Origin of the sequence: Paenibacillus shunpengii (genome assembly GCF_042684905.1) — a bacterium.
GTDB classification, from domain to species: Bacteria; Bacillota; Bacilli; order Paenibacillales; family Paenibacillaceae; genus Paenibacillus; species Paenibacillus shunpengii.
Window position 1 is genome coordinate 2,977,915 of record NZ_JBHUMJ010000002.1, and the last position, 15,390, is coordinate 2,993,304.

Sequence of the window (15,390 nt, forward strand, 5' to 3'; positions counted from 1 at the left end):
AAGGAGGGATGCTTCTCAAGGTAATAAACAGTTTAAAATAAACTTTCCTGGACTTGAGTTAATTGTGAGGCCAGCTCTTCCAGTGTACGGATATCACTTGCATATTCCAATGCACCGATCAGACCAGAGATCTCCTCGGACCACTGCTCTTCCATTCGTTCTTTATGATCCATTAGAGAGGCACGAGTTAAATTCTGAAAGTACGTAATCAGATGCGCTTCGTTGTGTTCAAGCTCCTGAAGAAGAAGAGCTTTTAATTCCGGCTCCAATGCCGCCTGGAGCTGTTTCCTCCCAGGACCTTCGAAAAAGTGCTTTGGATTTTTGAAATATTTCCAGACATTTTTCCAAGCAATCGGCTCTTTCACATCGGTTCGTTTGAGTGTTGGTGTGTCCCAATGCCCTGTAACTTCGGAATACACTTGAATTCCATCCGATATTTCCGCGAGTCGTTTGCTTGTTCGTTCTGCTTCCTCTTGGGTCAGCCGCTGACCCTTGCTCTCCATCCGCAGCGTTGTAGCCAGCAGCTCCTGCTCAATTTCGAGATACAGTATTCGCAGAAGCTCTCTTCCCGAGGCATGGAATATCCCTTTAAGATCGCCTTGGTCTTCTCTCAATACAGATGGATGAAAAGCTTCAGACATAAACTCAGACATCCGGTAGCTGATACGCTGTCCGACATGGAATAGCAGCTCTTTCATTTCCTGGGCAATTTCCGCATCCTTGTTAGATGAGCCATAAGCCGATAATAGCTCAAGTCCGTGCTGTTTGATATCCGTCAGTTTCTGCTTGCGGGCCAGGCGCTCCGCTTCTCCCTGACGGGCATCACGAATCCACTGCTCTACACGCTGTCGAACATGACCGACTTCCTTGCTGGCTGCATGGATTGCAAGATCAGGGAGCTCATCCCCCGCAAAATGACTAAAGGCACGTTCAAATACAGTGAACCGAGATGCATCCAGCTTGGCTTCATCACCTTGCTGTTTGGCTTGAAGCGCCATCAGACTGGATACCGGATAGACCTTAGGAACGCGTACACCATTATGCTGCAGCTGGTTTGTAACATGCTCCTTAACCAATTCCAGCTCTTCCTCCGAGGATGCCAAGTCTGCTGCATTGATGACAAAAAACATATTATCCAGTGATTTGGCATCCTTGACTCTTCCAAGCTGATTTAGAAACTGCCTGTCACCTTGTGAGAAAGCATGATTGTAGTAAGTGACAAATACGAGAGCATCCGCATTTTTCATATAATTAAAGGTTACACCCGTATGTCTCGCATTGATGGAATCCGCCCCAGGCGTATCGACTAATATAATTCCCTGCGAGGTCAACTCACAGTTATAGTACAGATCAATTGAGTCCACGAAACAGGACTTCTTCTCCTCTGCCACATAGGCACGGTATTCGTCCATGCTGGCAATCCAGGCACTTCCAAGCCTAGGTTCTGCTTCATTGTATCCAGCAGCTGCTGCCTTGAGGAAGCTGTAGTGAGGTCTTCCTGCCGGGTGTACCTGCTGGGGAGTCAGCGCAGCAACCTTTTCTCTCCAGGAATGCTCTTCGGCCTTCCCGAGTCCAAGCAGATCAAAAGAGAAGGTCAGGTCCTGCCATAAGGCATCATGGGTCTTCATCGCAACCCGGGCCGTCCGGTGTGCCGCCCCTTCGGCCGGCGCCATAATCCGGTTGATCGCCGCGGTCGTTGGATGCGGCGATACCGGAAGCACCGCTTCGCCAAGCAAGGCGTTGGCGAAGGAAGACTTCCCGGCGCTGAAGGCACCAAACAGCGCCAGGGTAAAGGTACCGCCCGCAAGAGACGCTGCGCGGGCGGTGAGCCCCCGTACCGCCGATTTCATGGCGGTATACGGGGCTGCAAGGGCAGCCGCCTGCGTAAGGCCGGCTGCCGCAGCGGCTAGCCGCTCGTGCCTGCGAGCGGCTAAGGGCGCATGCGCGAGCCTCGTGCGGGGCTCGCGTGCTGCGGCCGGAATATCAGCCGATGTGGACATGGCTGATATTCCGGCCGGGGCTGTGCCGAGATTCTCTGGCACAGCAGGGTCTGGGACCGCAGGCAGCACACCTGCGGTCAGCTGGTCTTTTGCCGGCAGCAGGGCCTGCACGGCAGCGGACATCGCGGCGATCTCCTGCTCGATCGCCGTTAACGCCTCGGCTGCAGCGAATTGTTTGCGGAGCTCTTCCAGCTCCCTTAACAACACCTCATGCTGATTTGCAGCCCGCGACTTTAAGCCCTCCAGCAGCTGTTCAGCAAGCTCCAGTGCAGACTTGCGATACCTTGCAATGAGCTCGGCTCGAAGCTCTTTACAATAATTCAGCACATACTCACCCGTTACGGTTCCGTCTGGAGTACTTTTCGAGGTGATTAGCCCTTCATCGATACTGTACAGCTGTTCATCCAGCTTCTGATCCCACTCCTCATTCCACAGCTCGTGTGCGTTGCCTAATTGACGCAGCATCGTTCTCAAATGGAATGCCGCTTGACCTTCAGCCTGCTTGCTGAACAAGGACCAGAAATGATTGAAGCGTTCCTGCTTCTCCTGTTCTGTCTTGCCTGCCGAAAAAAGAAATCCCACCTTAAAGCCAGGGCGACGGCTCTCGATATACTTACCGGCAGCCTCTCTGACATCAGCAGGCGTCAAATTCGCGTTCTGAAGCAGACGATCCACTTCTTCTCGAATCCGGTTGAGTTCAAGCTGCGGGAGCTCCGTGACAGCCTGGATTTCCTGTTCAATCGCCTCCTTGCGGGCGGTAAGCCTCGCGGCGCCTTCTTCTCCACCGAGCTCTGTCAGGAGCCTTGCTTTACGCTCCTCTCTTCCATCCTCATATCTCATTAGAAATTGTTTCGATATATGGATCGCAGAGGATGCCAGGCTGTGATTCAACAGCTCGGTTCGAATAGACAGGAGCTCCTCAATAACGTTCGGAAGGACACATAGCTGGTTATATGGGTGTTCAGGCTTTCGTAAAGTGGTAAACAACAGCCCAGCATAAGAGACTTCCCATGCATTAAATGCAGCTTCTACCGCAGCCCGGTACTCACCAAAAGACAGCTCCTCATCTCGATGCTTGTCGATCTGAGTGACGATGAGATAGAGCGGCTTGCCCCAATCTGACAGACTTTTCGCAAAAGAGAGATTATTCTCGGATTGAACATGGTTATAATCCATCACATAGAACACCGCATCCGCCAAATGCAGTGCTGAATCAGTCGCTTGCTTGTGAGCGCCATCCGTGGAATCCACTCCAGGCGTATCCAGCAGAACTGCTCGTTCCTGGAGCAGCTTTACGTCCTCCCACACTTCAATATAAGCATATTGCTCTCCGTTCTTGCAGTATTCGTCCAGCTCATCAGGTGACACCGTAATGGGATCCGGACTCGCAGCATTCACCGCATCGATGTTTTGGTTAGGCTGATCCGAAAGCTCGCCTCGATTCGATATGGGTGCAGTTCGATGAATCTTCGCTTGCCTCGGACCATTCCGGATGGCTACGACATTTGCACTTGTCGGCACCGGACTCGAAGGCAGCACTTTTTTGCCGCATAAGCGGTTAATGAGACTTGATTTTCCTGCCGAAAAATGTCCGCAAAAAGCCAGGGTCAGTTCACCCTCCTCCGCCTTTCCCTCAAGATCAGCAATTGACGCTGCAGCTTTCGAATCATCATGGTCTAGGAAGAGCTTCTGCAAATCTTGTAAACGCATACGCAAATCGTCGTTCTGTCTCTTTACACTCGTCAGCATGTCCTCTAAAGACTCCTTCTCTTCATCTCGTTAAATATGTATATTTTATCACTGACCTTGATAGAAATGAACCATCGCGGCTCAAATTGTTCTTCATACCAAATAACCGGACACCTAGTGAAAGGTGCCCGGTCAATGTATAATCTGTTGCCTATAGCTGCTCAGCTATTGAATAGCTTAAGCTTTAATCGTTTCGTTATACCGCATTTTCCATCGCAGGAAGCAGGATTTCGAACACTTGTCCATGCTGAAGAATGGTAATATTTCTGCTCTTATCCTTCATAACAACTACTTCAGGCTTCTGAGACATGCGCTCCAAGTAATGCTCAGGTACATCTCCGGAATGACTCACTGTGATGCCCTCGATTTCTTTTTCTTCATTTTCGCTCATTTCAGTTGAAACGATCTCTTCAAAAATATCAGAAAAAGCTTCAAATTGGTCAGTATACACGGAAATACATTTCATGATTAACTCATCCTCTACTATTCATTTGCAATTTTTTTAGGTAAAGCAGATGAACTACGTTCCTTATCTTTCCTGATTTGGGACGTTTTCATACGCTTCTTGCCCTCTCGGCATACATCGAGAAGCGGGCACACCTGGCATTTGGGAGCCTGTGCTTTGCAGTGGTATCGACCGAAGAAGATCAAACGGTGATGCGTAAGCGTCCATTCATCCATTGGAACTCTCTTCATCAGCTTTTTCTCGACCTCAAGCACCGAATCCTTCCAATTCACCAATCCCAACCGTTTCGATACACGCTCAACATGGGTATCTACCGCTATGGCCGGGACTCCGAATGCGTTTGAAACGACCACATTCGCTGTCTTACGGCCCACTCCCGGCAGCAGAACCAGCTCATCATGCTTGCTAGGAACTTCTCCTCTGTACTGTTCAATTAGAATCCGGCACAAATTTTGTATATGCTTTGCCTTGTTCCTGTACAATCCGATTCTCCGAATATCCTGCTCGAGCTCTTCGAGCGGGACGGAGACATAATCCTCCGGTGTTTTGTACTTCTGGAATAGATCGGCTGTCACTTTATTCACAGTCTCATCCGTACATTGTGCAGATAACAATACAGCAATGGTGAGTTCAAACGCGTTGCTGTGGTTCAATTCACAATGAGCGTCTGGAAACATATTTGCGATCGTATCAAGAATGTGACGTACTGTCGCTGCATTCATGAAGAGCTTACCTCCCACAAAAAAAACGTCTTGATACGTTTGGTCCGTATCAAGACGGTCATTCTTTCGCTTGCCGTTTAAAGAAATGACTACTGTTTAGAAATCTCGATAACTACATTATTGAGCAGATACACTACAATATTATCATTATCTTTGAGAGATTGCACGCTTAAAGTCGTGTCTCCTTCATGAATGTAAACATTTGGTGACAAATTAAAGCGATAGTTATTATCTGTCATGGATGCACGCTTGACCTGTAATTCATTTGCTGCAGCATTGTATTTCCAGAACGTTTTGCTGAGCGGTGTCAGCACCTGGAATACAGGTGTTCCATCAGCATCCTTAGTCACAATGACATGGTCGCCTTCAATCAGTGTACTCATGCTGCTCGATGTAGTACCGTTCTTTACAACCTTCACTTTACTTCCCGCATTTATCGTCTCATTTGAACCAGTCGTTGTCTTATAGGTTACAACTCCACCATTAATGGAACTAATTTCGCCCCATATTTGCTTAACTACAGATACAGCCGTTGGAGAAGAACCATCAAAAGATACGTTAATCAGCATCCCCTTCTGAAGATCCGAAGGCTTAATGACTGCACCGTTATCATTCGTGATCGGTAGACTATCCACATATATGGAGCTCGTTACGCCGTCTTTTTTCACTTCTGCCCGATAATTTGAAGTATTCAGTGATACGACCTCAAATTGAGCGGCCGATTTGACATACAATTTGCTTAAGTTGTCCTGATTGCTGCTAAGCATTGCTGTCACCTGATCTCCTATACTTACATCAGACAAGGACGCCGAAGCTTTGCCATATAATTCAACTGTTGGTGTTGATTGATATGGAATGCTGATGGTTTGCCCATTAGATTGAATCAGCTTTACTATCTTGGAAGAGGTATTAATCTCCGACACCGTACCTTCGTATTTGTACACAATGCTAATGGAAAGCGCACGTGTACCAATCGTGGTTAAGTTCACTTTTCTTCCGTCCGTCAAATAAGGCTCAATTCCGGATAACGTCGGCTTGGTGCTGTTGTAATCTACTTTTGTTGCATCATTTAGTGTAAACACATGCGGCTTCTGGTTAGAATCAAGCACCGTCAGTAATTTGGTCTTGCTGTTATAGGATACAACCGTAACCATATTCAGCGGCTCCATCTGGCGATTAAGCACTTGGATCTTGGTCACTTGATCCTCTGCATTCAGTGTAAGCTCTACTTCATCTCCAGAGGTTTTGTCAGCAAGTAAATCTGTAAGCTTTGGAGTATCGATCCCACTGATTACGATTTGCGGATCTGGTGCAAGCAGCTTTACTTCAAGCGAGCCGTTTCGATCGTAAGTAATGGTTGATAGATTTGAGCCCAGCTCATAGAGGGTTCCACGCACTGTACGTTCGACACCGGCTGTAACCTCAATGGATTGGGTAACGCTGTCTTTTATGGAATACTTAATCACAGTTCCTGCTTTAAGCTCCGTTAACGCTACAATCTCGTTATGATAACGAATGACGGTCGTTCCTTCTTGCACCTTTAACACATCCGTAGTACCCGTGCTGTTGAGTACAGTCACCGTGCTTGCAGCTGAATCAATAGATTGAATGGTACCTTCTGCCGATTTGTTCACCATCCCGGATTTAACTTGTACAACAACCGGATTTTTGGCAGAGGTAAAGGTTTCCCGCTGTAATTCAACGATGCTGCCTGCGGTAATATCCTCTGGCTTGATGACTTGTCCATTCTGATCATAAAACACGGTAAGGTCTGTAAATGCAAACTCTTGATACGTATTCCCCGTGAACATCCATAATTTGCTGCCGGTTAGACGTTCAAAGCTTCCCTCGATGACTTCAACTTGAGGTGTATCACTCATGCTCTCCACATAAGCCGCATTGGAATTAGAACCTGACACAACGATTTGTGTGTACAGCTTAATGTCAGATGGTGCGATTTTGGATGAAGATGAACTATTATAAAACGCTGTAGCTGGATTCACTGTAAAGCTTACATACTCACTGCCTGTGTACAAAGTTAATTTGCTGTCTGTTCGTTCGGTTATGTATCCTTTGTACTGATTGTCATACTCATAATCGGTGTATTCACTTCCGCGGTTGAAAAACGCAGTTATTTCTGCTCTTGTTACAGTGCCTTGCGGATTAAATTTGTTACCTGTTGTTCCTTGCGCAATCTCAAGCTCTGCTGCCAGATTGACATAAGGCTTATTCGCTGCCGTAATTAGGCTGTCATCAGCAAAGCTCGAATTCGCATTTCCTCCAGCGTTTGCTTCGGCTTCTTTACCAATGGCTCTGATAACAAGCTTCGCGATCCATTCTCTCGAAGCTGCCTGTTGTCCCCAAATTTGCTTTTCTAAAATCTCCTTGCTTTCCTCTGCTTCCTCTAAGAGGCCCAGTTCAAAAGCAAGAGATACATAGGATTTGGCATACTCACTCGTGCTAATGCCTTCAGGCAATTTAATGCTGCTGCCAGCAGGCAGGTTGGATTTCTGGTTCATGAATCGAATGGCGATCGTCACAGCTTCCTGCTTGGTTACTGCATCTCCTGGTCTAAACAGCCCTCTGTCTCCCACCAAGATGTCTAGGGATGCAAGCTTGTATATATGCTTTTCGGCCCAGTATCCGCTCTTTACATCGCTGAATGCGCCTTGAGCCGCCGTTGTTACAGCAGCGGGAGCTGTGTCAGCTCCCGCTGCTCCCGCACCGGCACTCAGCGCCATCAGACTGGCGAGCATGGCAGATACCATTTTTTTGGAATGCTTGGCATTGATATTGCTAGGTTTGAAAGTCAAGATTACTTCTCCTCTCTATACGTGCACATCAATTTGTATACCATGATCGTCAGCAAGATATTGCTGTATAGCTGAAATCCATTCCATAAAAGTCTTACGTTTATGAAATGGATTCATCTATGTCTATTCTCTTGTCATGGGATGTTCTAATTCCACATGTCCCATCAAACTTTCTTTCTGCTCACCATCGATAAGCAGCTCAAGTGACTCTACTTCTTCAAATTGGAAGAAGGTCTGCTTCAGCCCATCAATAGCAAAGGATTCTCCACTAGAGCCCAGATTTGCGGTCGCTGGAATTTTCAAATCAAGGGTAATATTTCCTCCATCAACTTCCAGCTTATTGATGGTAATTTCTTCAGACCACAGCGGAACCAGCTCTTCGCTGTCACTGTGCTGAAGCGCCTTGAAGGCAGCTTCATATTTACTCCAATCCGTTTTGTAAGAGATCGTTTGCATCGCAGACTTCAACTCAAGCAGCTCCGGATCGGTATAATAGACCTGAATGTTTGCTTCCTTGGTCTCTACATTCTCAGCTTGCTCACCAGAGCTTCCATTCGTGCCGCCGGAGCTTGTCCCTCCATTTCCAGAAGTGTTGCTCTCTTCGGGAGGAGTTTGAGTTTCGTTAGACGGCTCCGTTTCTTCTTGTTCTTGTGTATCATCGGTTTGCGGATCCGTTTCACTGCCTGTTTGCTGTTCCGAATCGGAATTCGGTGGAGAGGCGGTTGGATTGTTACCGCAGGCTGCAAGTGTAGTCAGTGATACAGCCAGTAATGCGACCATCCACCATTTTTTTCTCATCATCTCTATCACCCTTTTTTGTCAGCTGTTATATAGTTCGAACGAAGAATGTACTGTCTTCTAATTGTAGAGACGTATAAGGACTGTCATTTCTTTCGTACACAAACTCATGCAACTACATGCTGTGGATTCTACATTCCTAAGTATTCCTTAATGCCCTTCACTACGCCTTCTGCTACACGATTCTGGAAGGTCGTATTAAAGAGTGCTGCTTCATCGTTCTTGTTGCTGAGGAATCCAACCTCGAGCAATATTGCAGGCATTGTCGTATCTCTTATAACTGCAAAATTACCTGTTTTGACCCCACGGTCTCTAAGACCTGCAGCCTGTACCATGTACTTGTGCACTGTGTTCGCCAGTGACTTGCTGTTGGAACGGTTATAGTAAGTTTCTGAGCCTGTTGCCGATGCCGGTCCGGCATTCGCATGAATCGATAGAAATACATCTGCCTTTGCATTGTTTGCGACTTTAACTCGTTCGGACAGTGTAAGGAATGTATCATCATCACGAGTCGTAATAACGTTAATGCCCGGCTCCTTTTTGAGGAGCTGTTCGATCTTGAGTGCCATCGTCAAGGTAAAATTCTTCTCATATTTGCCTGTTACTCCGATTGCGCCTGGATCCTGATCTCCATGCCCTGCATCAATGACAACCGTTTTCTTCTTCGTCGTCGGCGGTGTCGTTGTACCACTGTCCGTATCCAGTGTAACGGTAATCAAACCTGCATTCGAGGAAGTCATCTTATAATTCATCGCATAGCTCAGATCAATAACCACTCGTACTGTGGAAGGATCATTGCTGAAAAGCGCATATCTTACTTTCTCTACACCTTCATAACCATCGACGACAATTTGCCCGGCAATACTCTTGGTGATGTCGAGCGCTTGTGTATCTGCGAACAAGCTGCTGAATTCGGCATTCGGAATGTCTACAACAATTCGGTCTGGGGCAGACATTTTGAACGCAGTCGGAGCTGCTCCTCCGCTCGTCGCAATCATAAGCTTACTGTCCGTAAAGCTGATTCCATTCACTTGAATCAAATTCGAATCATTGCCGTTACCGCCTGCAGGAGGAATTTCACTTCCGCCTGAGCCGCTGTTTGAATTGAGGTATACGGTTTTCGTTTGATTGTTCCAGCTTACCTGTAATCCCATGGTCTCACCTACGAAGCGGATGGGTACAAGCGTTGTTCCATTTTTGATGATTGGCGCAGCGTCAAGATTGACGGTAGAACCATTGACGGTCGCTGTCTTCTTGCCAGCTACCATTTTAATCACTGTTTGATCTTGTTTTATAGTAACCGTCTTCGTCTTCTGCTCCCAACCGACACTGTAACCTAACTTCTCTGAGACGACACGAATGGGTATCATAACTTTACTGTTAATATTCTCTGCCTTTACGCCAGAGGGTAGACTCAACTGACTGCCATCGAGAACGATCTTGATGTCTGCCGCTGCTTGTCCGAGACCAGGGAAGATCCACATGAAACATAGCAATGCGACTAAAACTTTTAACTTTTTCATCCGTCACCCTTCCAATTCTGCTTTTTTTGAACATAGCTCGCTTTCTATTAAATATAGAAAGAATCCAACTATTAACAAAATATTAGACGACAGAAATGGATAAAAGTTGCGGATCTATCTCATCATATCAAAAAAGTATCCGTTGTGGTGCTACGAATTTGTCATATTTTAGCATGCCAGCTATCAACTATGTTACTTTCATATTACATTAACGAGAAATGTAGCCCTATTGTGTATAAAAAAACAAGCCCGGATATCTCTATCCAGACCTGCTTACTGATATGTTTATTCTCTTGAATCCATTGAGATGGATTGTATTATGCAAACAATTTAGCAGCATGCTTCTGCTCGTATGCAGAAATAGCGTCCTCATGCTGAAGCGTCAAGCCGATATCATCAAGCCCTTGCAGCAGGAATTGTCTGCGGTGCTCATCAAGTTCAAATGAAATCAACAAGCCATGTTGATCTGTAATCGTTTTGTTCTCCAAGTCCACGTTCAGCTCATAACCCGGGTTCGCATTCGTACGCTGGAATAACTCCTCTACTTGCTCCTCCGACAGCTTGATTGGAAGGATCCCGTTCTTGAAGCAGTTATTATAGAAGATATCCGCGAACGAAGGTGCGATAACACAGCGGAATCCGTAGTCCAGAATTGCCCATGGAGCGTGCTCACGAGACGATCCACAGCCGAAGTTAGCTCTAGAAATGAGAACGGACGCCCCCTTATATTGTTCTTGGTTTAAGGAGAAGCTGGGAATTTCATTCCCCTGCTCGTCAAATCTCCATTCAAAGAACAAAAATTGTCCGAATCCCGTACGCTCAATTCTTTTTAAGAATTGCTTCGGAATGATCGCATCCGTGTCCACATTCACTCGGTCTACAGGTGCAACAAGACCTGTTAATTTCGTAAAAGCCTCCATGCTTGTATTCTCCTCTCGATTCAAAAGATAACCAAATTCGTTCTATATATCACTAGTTCATTACTTCTTCTTTGATCTTCCAGTCACGAACATCAACAAACCGTCCCTCAACAGCTGCAGCTGCAGCCATTGCCGGAGATACCAGATGCGTTCTTCCTCCACGTCCTTGACGGCCTTCAAAGTTCCGGTTGGAAGTCGATGCACAGCGCTGACCCGGTTGGAGCACATCCGGATTCATTGCAAGACACATACTGCATCCCGCTTCCCGCCATTCAAACCCGGCTTCCTTAAATATAACGTCAAGTCCTTCTTTCTCCGCTTGAAGCTTCACTCGTCCGGAGCCTGGAACGACGATTGCCGTTACCCGCTCGGATACTTTGTAGCCGCGTGCGACTTGTGCTGCAGCCCGTAAATCCTCAATCCGTCCATTCGTGCACGATCCAATAAATACATAGTCAATTTCGATTTCGGACATCGGCGTGCCTGGCACAAGACCCATGTACTCAATGGCTTTCTCTGCTGCTTTGCGTTCATTCTCTGTCGGAAGCTCTGCTGGAACAGGCACACGGGAAGTAATATCCGTACCCATACCCGGGCTGGTTCCCCAAGTAACCTGAGGGATAAGAGATTCAACATCAAACTCCACCACTACATCAAACTCAGCACCTTCGTCTGTTGTAAGAGCGTCCCATCTTTGTTTGGCTTCTTCGAAGCTCTCACCTTGTGGAACATACTGCTTGCCTTGAAGATAAGCGTAGGTTGTTTCATCAGGAGCGATCATCCCTGCCCTTGCACCGCCTTCGATGGACATGTTGCAGACGGTCATTCTCTCTTCCATGCTAAGGCTCCGAATGGCTTCTCCTGTGTATTCGATGACATAACCGGTAGCAAAGTCTGTACCATATTTCGCAATAACGCCGAGAATCATATCTTTAGCCGTTACTCCAGGCTTGCGATTGCCTACAAAGCGCACTTCCATCGTTTTGGCTTTGGCTTGTTGAAGGCACTGTGTTGCCAGTACATGCTCAACCTCACTGGTACCGATACCAAATGCAAGTGCTCCAAAAGCACCGTGTGTAGATGTATGACTATCACCGCACACAATTGTCTTGCCCGGATGCGTAAGTCCGAGCTCCGGTCCCATTACGTGTACCACCCCTTGATCAATCGTATCAAGGTCAAACAATGTTACGCCAAAATCGCGGCAGTTCTTAGACAATGTATCAATCTGCTGCTTAGAGATCGGATCCTTGATATTGAAACGGTCTTGTGTTGGCACGTTATGATCCATCGTTGCAAAAGTGAGCTCTGGGCGGCGTACCTTGCGTCCGCTGAGACGAAGACCTTCGAACGCCTGCGGGGAAGTTACTTCATGTACAAGGTGCAAATCTATATAGAGGATGCTTGGTTTTCCTTCCTCCTGCGTAATGACGTGATTATCCCAGATTTTCTCGAACATCGTCTTTTTGCTCATTATTCTCACCTCAAAGTTATTATTCGATCTATTGTGACGGCAAGGTCATGCCGTGCTTTATTAGATCCAATATAACATGAGCAAGACATATTGTTCCAAGATATAAAAACTATAGATCTGATAGGATTGCCCTATAGACAAATTCCAGTCCATGTACTAATTCCGTATCATTTTCTTATTCACTGAATTTCACATCAATGAGCTCATTACTGACCGAATTAAATTTTACGATAACCGTAACTGGAAACTCTGTACCGTCCTTTTTCACAATTAAACGAAATCTTTCTTCTGCTGTCTTGTCTGTCAGCACCGTGCGTCCCAAATGCTGATAGTCCGTGATCACCGCATTGTAATGCTTCTTTGCCTCCTGAACAGCGATGTTCCCCCACTGTGCATACTCAGGTTCAGCCGCTTCAACTGCTGTGAGATGGGTAGTAAAGGCAGAGTAAACAATAAGCAGGCTTGACATCAAGACAACTGTAACCAAACGGGAAAAGATCATTTTCATAAGTATTAACTCCTTTGCAATCTTCATTTGATCTTCTGGAAATCATCTGCATATTGTGCTGTAAGAATAAGAAAAATATGTCTTATAGATTACGGTGATTAGATGTTATCGCTTTAGAGGAAATTCCTATATAATAGATATCATGGTACTCCACATTCGGAAATCTTCTTAAGGACGTGACCTTCCCATGGAACTTCGACAATTACAATACGCCTTACAAATCGCATCCGAAAAAAACTTCTCCAGAGCGGCCGAGAAGCTGCATATTGCTCAGCCATCACTCAGTCAGCAGCTGTCTAAGCTGGAGAAGGAGCTTGGCGTTCTCTTGTTTCAGCGCAATACAAGCTCGGTAGAGCTGACACATGCGGGAGCTTCCTTCGTATCTAAGGCGAGCAATATTTTAGATGCTGTAGAGCTGCTAAAGCAAGAGATGGCCGATATCTCCCAAGTGAGAAAGGGCAAAGTCATCTTTGGCAGCATGCCGATTACAGGCTCTCATTTATTGCCTTATGTTCTCCCAGCATTTCGTGAGCGTTATCCTGATATTGAAATTACATTGCTTGAGGACTCTTCTATGAATCTGGAAAAATTAACGGCCAGCGGCAAGACGGATCTAAGCCTGCTATCCCTTCCGCTTCAGGAGTCCTCCCTCTCTTATGTAGAAATTGCAGAAGAGCAAATTGATCTTGCTGTTCCGAAGGAGCATCCGCTTGCTCGTAAATGGGAGGAGTATCCTGACTTGACGGTCGACATCGCAGAACTCGTAGATGAATCATTCATTGTTCTTAAGAAGGGACAAGGCTTTCGCAAGCTGACCTTTGATCTATGTCAGCAAGCGGGCTTCGAGCCCAAAGTCGTGTTTGAGAGCAACAATATGGAAACGGTCAAATCACTGGTCGCAACCGGCATGGGCATTACGCTCGTCCCCCGTTTTATTGCAAGAGCTCCCCGCAGTGAATTTGTCCCGGTTTATCTTCCTTTAACTGCACCTGCGCCTAGCCGTACACTCGTTATTGCTTATCGGCAGGGACGGTACCTGTCCGGTGCAGCAGAAGCGTTCATTCAAACCTTTAAGGAAACCATGCAGGCTCTGTTAGACTAACGATCCGAGCGATAAATTATGTAATAAGAAAATAAGAGCGATACACAGCACAGGCGGCCCGGGATACATTCCCGAGCCGCCTGGCTATTTCGTTACAGCATTTTTACTTTCTTAAAGAACAAAGTGTCAATCATCATTTGTAGGTTTGAAATCTTTTACCGGAATCCAATCGGTTTGCTTGATTTGTATCCGGCGGTTCAAAGTATTCACGGGGGTGATAAATCTCCATCACGGCTCTCTAAGAAGGGCCTGTGCCTATCATCTCTTACGAATTTGTGAACCTGTCGCCTGAGTTTGTCTTCCAGATGGTTAGCCTTGCGGTAATCCATGGTGATCATCCTCCTTTGGTGACGGGATACTATATATTAACCTGTCCCAAGGAATCGAAACATCATCATTCAAATTTAAATATTTTTTTTGAAATAGATTTCTGGTCTTCTGTCCTCAAATACCGGAATGCGCTCTCTCACTGCATCTACCATAGCAGGATCTATGCTTCCCACCAGAATCTCTTCATTCTCCGTACCTTCTGCAACAATCTCGCCCCACGGGTCAATAATCATAGAATGACCGAAGAAGGAGGTGCTGCCGCTTGTTCCAACCCGGTTGCAGGAAATAACATACATCTGATTTTCAATCGCTCTTGCCATCAGCAGAGTCCGCCAGTGATGTAGTCTTGGCTGAGGCCACTCTGCCGGTACAAACAGCATTTTCGCTCCCTTGAGAGCAAGAGATCTTATAAGCTCAGGAAATCGAATATCGTAGCATATCGACGCTCCGCAGAACCATTTTTCATCTAAGGTAAACGTAACGGGTTCATCTCCTGCAGCCAGATACTTCTCCTCATCCATTAGTCGGAACAAATGAAGCTTCGCATAACGTGCAATCTGTTCTCCATTCATGTCAAACACGTACATACTATTATATATTTTCCCATCTTTTTTCTCCGCTATGGAGCCTGCCACAATATTTACCTTGTAGCTTGCAGCATACTCGCTGATCCAATGGCGTTCGATCCGTCCCTCATCATCGACAAGCTCATGAATTTCGGTCAAGGCATAACCGGTGTTCCACATTTCAGGCAGAAGAATCACCTGCACATCAGGGTGCTTCTGCATCGTTTCATGAATCAATTGCTGTATCCGTTCCCGATTAGCTGTGGTATCGCCCACCGTAATATCGCACTGCAGCAATGCCAGCTTTATTTTGTTATGATGCTGTACGCTTTCTGTATCCAGACTTTGAATACTCATCCTGCACCCCTTCCCAATTCCTGATCACTCTTCAGCACTCTATATGATCTATACAGCTTGGA

At 46.4% G+C, this 15,390-nt stretch carries 11 protein-coding genes; 1 reads left to right on the plus strand and 10 read right to left on the minus strand.

All coding sequences use genetic code 11. From position 1 onward, the window contains the following. Positions 1–32 precede the first annotated feature (32 nt). From ACFSVM_RS13850 to ACFSVM_RS13890, 9 genes are all read right to left on the minus strand, one after another. A complete protein-coding gene (locus ACFSVM_RS13850) occupies positions 33–3,749 on the minus strand; it encodes a dynamin family protein (RefSeq protein WP_090724008.1) in 3,717 nt (1,238 codons plus the stop codon). 196 nt (positions 3,750–3,945) lie between these two features. Next, positions 3,946–4,215 (minus strand): hypothetical protein, encoded by a 270-nt coding sequence (locus ACFSVM_RS13855; RefSeq protein ID WP_047911189.1) that lies wholly within the window; start codon positions 4,213–4,215, stop codon positions 3,946–3,948. A 17-nt stretch (positions 4,216–4,232) separates the two neighbouring features. Continuing rightward, entirely contained in the window at positions 4,233–4,937 is a 705-nt protein-coding gene (nth, locus tag ACFSVM_RS13860) for an endonuclease III (RefSeq protein ID WP_076312839.1), read from the minus strand. Between the two features lie 89 nt (positions 4,938–5,026). Continuing rightward, on the minus strand, positions 5,027–7,750 hold the full coding sequence (locus ACFSVM_RS13865; protein WP_379262775.1) for an S-layer homology domain-containing protein: 2,724 nt from the start codon (positions 7,748–7,750) through the stop codon (positions 5,027–5,029). Positions 7,751–7,873: 123 nt separating this feature from the next. Further along, the gene (locus tag ACFSVM_RS13870) at positions 7,874–8,551 is read right to left on the minus strand and encodes a GerMN domain-containing protein (RefSeq protein WP_256209662.1); all 678 of its coding nucleotides are present in this window, start codon (positions 8,549–8,551) and stop codon (positions 7,874–7,876) included. Positions 8,552–8,679: 128 nt separating this feature from the next. Continuing rightward, positions 8,680–10,071 (minus strand): N-acetylmuramoyl-L-alanine amidase family protein, encoded by a 1,392-nt coding sequence (locus tag ACFSVM_RS13875; protein WP_076312841.1) that lies wholly within the window; start codon positions 10,069–10,071, stop codon positions 8,680–8,682. A gap of 317 nt (positions 10,072–10,388) precedes the next feature. Then, a complete protein-coding gene (leuD, locus tag ACFSVM_RS13880; RefSeq protein WP_090724004.1) occupies positions 10,389–10,991 on the minus strand; it encodes a 3-isopropylmalate dehydratase small subunit in 603 nt (200 codons plus the stop codon). Positions 10,992–11,043: 52 nt separating this feature from the next. Next, the gene (gene leuC / locus ACFSVM_RS13885) at positions 11,044–12,465 is read right to left on the minus strand and encodes a 3-isopropylmalate dehydratase large subunit (protein ID WP_076312843.1); all 1,422 of its coding nucleotides are present in this window, start codon (positions 12,463–12,465) and stop codon (positions 11,044–11,046) included. A 175-nt stretch (positions 12,466–12,640) separates the two neighbouring features. Beyond that, complete coding sequence (locus ACFSVM_RS13890) at positions 12,641–12,973, minus strand: DUF3889 domain-containing protein (RefSeq protein WP_177178681.1); 333 nt, start codon at positions 12,971–12,973, stop codon at positions 12,641–12,643. Positions 12,974–13,160: 187 nt separating this feature from the next. Between ACFSVM_RS13890 and ACFSVM_RS13895 the strand changes: the two genes are divergently transcribed. Continuing rightward, entirely contained in the window at positions 13,161–14,075 is a 915-nt protein-coding gene (locus ACFSVM_RS13895; RefSeq protein WP_076312844.1) for a LysR family transcriptional regulator, read from the plus strand. 404 nt (positions 14,076–14,479) lie between these two features. Here the strand turns inward: ACFSVM_RS13895 and ACFSVM_RS13900 are convergent, their stop codons facing one another. Continuing rightward, on the minus strand, positions 14,480–15,328 hold the full coding sequence (locus ACFSVM_RS13900) for a carbon-nitrogen family hydrolase (protein WP_076312845.1): 849 nt from the start codon (positions 15,326–15,328) through the stop codon (positions 14,480–14,482). Positions 15,329–15,390: the final 62 nt, after the last annotated feature.

Excerpts from the sequence above, each read along its gene's own strand:
- ACFSVM_RS13850 (WP_090724008.1), bottom strand. The coding sequence starts at position 3,749 with ATGCTGACGAGTGTAAAGAGACAGAACGACGATTTGCGTATGCGTTTA.
- ACFSVM_RS13855 (WP_047911189.1), bottom strand. The coding sequence starts at position 4,215 with ATGAAATGTATTTCCGTGTATACTGACCAATTTGAAGCTTTTTCTGAT.
- nth (WP_076312839.1), bottom strand. The coding sequence starts at position 4,937 with ATGAATGCAGCGACAGTACGTCACATTCTTGATACGATCGCAAATATG.
- ACFSVM_RS13870 (WP_256209662.1), bottom strand. The coding sequence starts at position 8,551 with ATGATGAGAAAAAAATGGTGGATGGTCGCATTACTGGCTGTATCACTG.
- ACFSVM_RS13875 (WP_076312841.1), bottom strand. The coding sequence starts at position 10,071 with ATGAAAAAGTTAAAAGTTTTAGTCGCATTGCTATGTTTCATGTGGATC.
- leuD (WP_090724004.1), bottom strand. The coding sequence starts at position 10,991 with ATGGAGGCTTTTACGAAATTAACAGGTCTTGTTGCACCTGTAGACCGA.
- leuC (WP_076312843.1), bottom strand. The coding sequence starts at position 12,465 with ATGAGCAAAAAGACGATGTTCGAGAAAATCTGGGATAATCACGTCATT.
- ACFSVM_RS13890 (WP_177178681.1), bottom strand. The coding sequence starts at position 12,973 with ATGAAAATGATCTTTTCCCGTTTGGTTACAGTTGTCTTGATGTCAAGC.
- ACFSVM_RS13895 (WP_076312844.1), top strand. The coding sequence starts at position 13,161 with ATGGAACTTCGACAATTACAATACGCCTTACAAATCGCATCCGAAAAA.
- ACFSVM_RS13900 (WP_076312845.1), bottom strand. The coding sequence starts at position 15,328 with ATGAGTATTCAAAGTCTGGATACAGAAAGCGTACAGCATCATAACAAA.